Genomic DNA, 3418 nt, shown 5'->3' with positions numbered 1-3418 from the left:
GCTTGTTGTTTCAAAACTATACAGCGAACGCAAACACCACAAACAACTCTAGTGTGAATAAGTCTTCGGCCTATTAGTACCAGTCAACTCCACGCCTTACAACGCTTCCATACCCAGCCTATCAACCTCATCATCTCTAAGGAGCCTCACACACCACAAAGAGTGCCAGGAGAACTCATCTCGAAACAGGCTTCCCGCTTAGATGCCTTCAGCGGTTATCCCTCCCGAACGTAGCCAATCAGCCATGCACCTGGCGGTACAACTGACATACCAGAGGTTCGTCCGTCCCGGTCCTCTCGTACTAAGGACAGCCTTTCTCAATTCTCCAACGCGCGCAGCGGATAGGGACCGAACTGTCTCACGACGTTCTGAACCCAGCTCGCGTACCGCTTTAATGGGCGAACAGCCCAACCCTTGGGACCGACTCCAGCCCCAGGATGCGACGAGCCGACATCGAGGTGCCAAACCATGCCGTCGATATGGACTCTTGGGCAAGATCAGCCTGTTATCCCCGAGGTACCTTTTATCCGTTGAGCGACAGCGCTTCCACAAGCCACTGCCGGATCACTAGTCCCGACTTTCGTCCCTGCTCGAGTCGCCACTCTCACAGTCAAGCTCCCTTGTGCACTTACACTCAACACCTGATTGCCAACCAGGCTGAGGGAACCTTTGGGCGCCTCCGTTACACTTTAGGAGGCAACCGCCCCAGTTAAACTACCCATCAGGCACTGTCCCTGAACCAGATCATGGCCCGAAGTTAGACATCCAGATTGACCAGAGTGGTATTTCAACAACGACTCCACCACCACTAGCGTGACAGCTTCACAGTCTCCCACCTATCCTACACAAGCCAACCCAAACACCAATACCAAACTATAGTAAAGGTCACGGGGTCTTTCCGTCCTGCTGCGCGAAACGAGCATCTTTACTCGTACTGCAATTTCACCGAGTTCATGGTTGAGACAGTAGGGAAGTCGTTACTCCATTCGTGCAGGTCGGAACTTACCCGACAAGGAATTTCGCTACCTTAGGATGGTTATAGTTACCACCGCCGTTTACTGGGGCTTAAATTCTCAGCTTCGCCCACACAGGGCTAACCAATCCTCTTAACCTTCCAGCACCGGGCAGGAGTCAGTCCGTATACCTCGTCTTACGACTTCGCACGGACCTGTGTTTTTGATAAACAGTCGCTTCCCCCTGGTCTCTGCGACCCCTACACGCTCCCCACCGCACGGGCAGATCACGCTCAGGGCCCCCCTTCTCCCGAAGTTACGGGGGCATTTTGCCGAGTTCCTTAACCATGATTCTCTCGATCGCCTTAGTATTCTCTACCTGATCACCTGTGTCGGTTTCGGGTACGGGCAGCTAAAACCTCACGCCGATGCTTTTCTCGGCAGCATAGGATCACCAAATCCCCCACAAACAAGGGGTCCCATCACGTCTCAGACACACAACCAGCGCATTTAACAACCAGTCATCCTACACGCTTAGACCACGACAACCACCGCGTGGCTTGGCTACCTTCCTGCGTCACACCTGTTAACACGCTTACCTCCAAAGCTTGGGTCCCACACACCCCACAACACCACAAAGAAAAACTTCATGACACCGTGATCGGCATGGTTAGCATCACAATATCAGTATGGACGGTCCTTCACTGGTACGGGAATATCAACCCGTTCTCCATCGACTACGCCTGTCGGCCTCGCCTTAGGCCCCGACTAACCCAGGGCAGATTAACTTGACCCTGGAACCCTTGATCATCCGGCGCACGGGTTTCTCACCCGTGATTCGCTACTCATGCCTGCATTCTCACTCCCACACAATCCACCACACACTCCCGTGGCAGCTTCACCTCGTGCAGGACGCTCCCCTACCCAACCAGCCACAAAAAGCTGATTGCCACAACTTCGGCGGTGTACTTGAGCCCCGCTACATTATCGGCGCAGAATCACTTGACCAGTGAGCTATTACGCACTCTTTCAAGGATGGCTGCTTCTAAGCCAACCTCCTGGTTGTCTCAGCAACTCCACATCCTTTCCCACTTAGCACACGCTTAGGGGCCTTAGTTGATGGTCTGGGCTGTTTCCCTCTCGACAATGAAGCTTATCCCCCACTGTCTCACTGCTACACTCTCACTTACCGGCATTCGGAGTTTAGCTAACGTCAGTAACCCTCACGGGCCCATCGGCTATCCAGTAGCTCTACCTCCAGCAAGAAACATGTAACGCTGCACCTAAATGCATTTCGGGGAGAACCAGCTATCACAGAGTTTGATTGGCCTTTCACCCCTATCCACAGCTCATCCCCCCAGTTTTCAACCTAGGTGGGTTCGGTCCTCCACACGCTCTTACACGTGCTTCAACCTGGCCATGGATAGATCACTCCGCTTCGGGTCTAGATCCTGCCACTACAACGCCCTCTTCAGACTCGCTTTCGCTACGACTACCCCACACGGGTTAACCTCGCGACAAAACACTAACTCGCAGGCTCATTCTTCAAAAGGCACGCCACCACCCCACACAAAAAAAGGGGGGCTATAACGGCTTGTAAGCACACGGTTTCAGGTACTATTTCACTCCCCTCCCGGGGTACTTTTCACCATTCCCTCACGGTACTGATCCACTATCGGTCATCAGGAAGTATTTAGACTTACCAGGTGGTCCTGGCAGATTCACACGAGATTCCACGAGCCCCGTGCTACTCGGGACATTGTCAACGCACACACAACACTTTCAACTACGGGACTCTCACCCACTACGGTCGACCATTCCAAGCCAGTTCGCCTACCATCATGCACTACGCCGGTGACCAGTTAGAACCACCACAACAACTCCCACAACACCCATGATGCAACACCTAACCGCTATCACACACCACAGGTTTAGTCTCATCCGCGTTCGCTCGCCACTACTAACAGAATCATTATTATTTTCTCTTCCTGCGGGTACTGAGATGTTTCACTTCCCCGCGTTCCCCCCAACTGGCCTATACATTCAACCAGCGGTCACCCACCATAACGATGAGCGAGGTTTCCCCATTCGGAAATCCTCGGATCCACGCCCAGTTATCGGCTCCCCGAGGCTTATCGCAGATTCACACGTCCTTCATCGGCTCCTGATGCCAAGGCATCCACCGTGTGCCCTTAACAACTTACACACAATCAAGAAAAAGAAGAATCAAGAAACCACACAACCGTGCAGTTCCCAGAAGATGCTCGCGTCCACTATATAGTTCTCAAACAACAAACCACACCAACACCAACACCGAGAACAAACCCAGCACCAGCACCAGCCAGTCACCAATTCAGACCACACCTAGCGTGCAACCCGAAAACCCAAGAACGCACTCGAACAACACGAAAAAATAATGATGACGTATACACAACACCGTGAAACAAAACAAACAACAAAAAAAA

1 rRNA gene is annotated in these 3418 nt (G+C 52.5%); it reads right to left on the bottom strand.

Annotation, left to right across the window (positions count from 1 at the left end):
• Positions 1-53 precede the first annotated feature (53 nt).
• Positions 54-3159: ribosomal RNA gene (locus HMPREF3016_RS01305) — 23S ribosomal RNA — on the bottom strand.
• Positions 3160-3418 lie beyond the last annotated feature (259 nt).

Origin of the sequence: Rothia sp. HMSC065D02, from assembly GCF_001815285.1 — a bacterium.
Lineage (GTDB): Bacteria > Actinomycetota > Actinomycetes > Actinomycetales > Micrococcaceae > Rothia > Rothia dentocariosa.
Note: the sequence above shows the minus strand (reverse complement) of the source record. Positions and strands in the feature narration are given on the sequence as shown.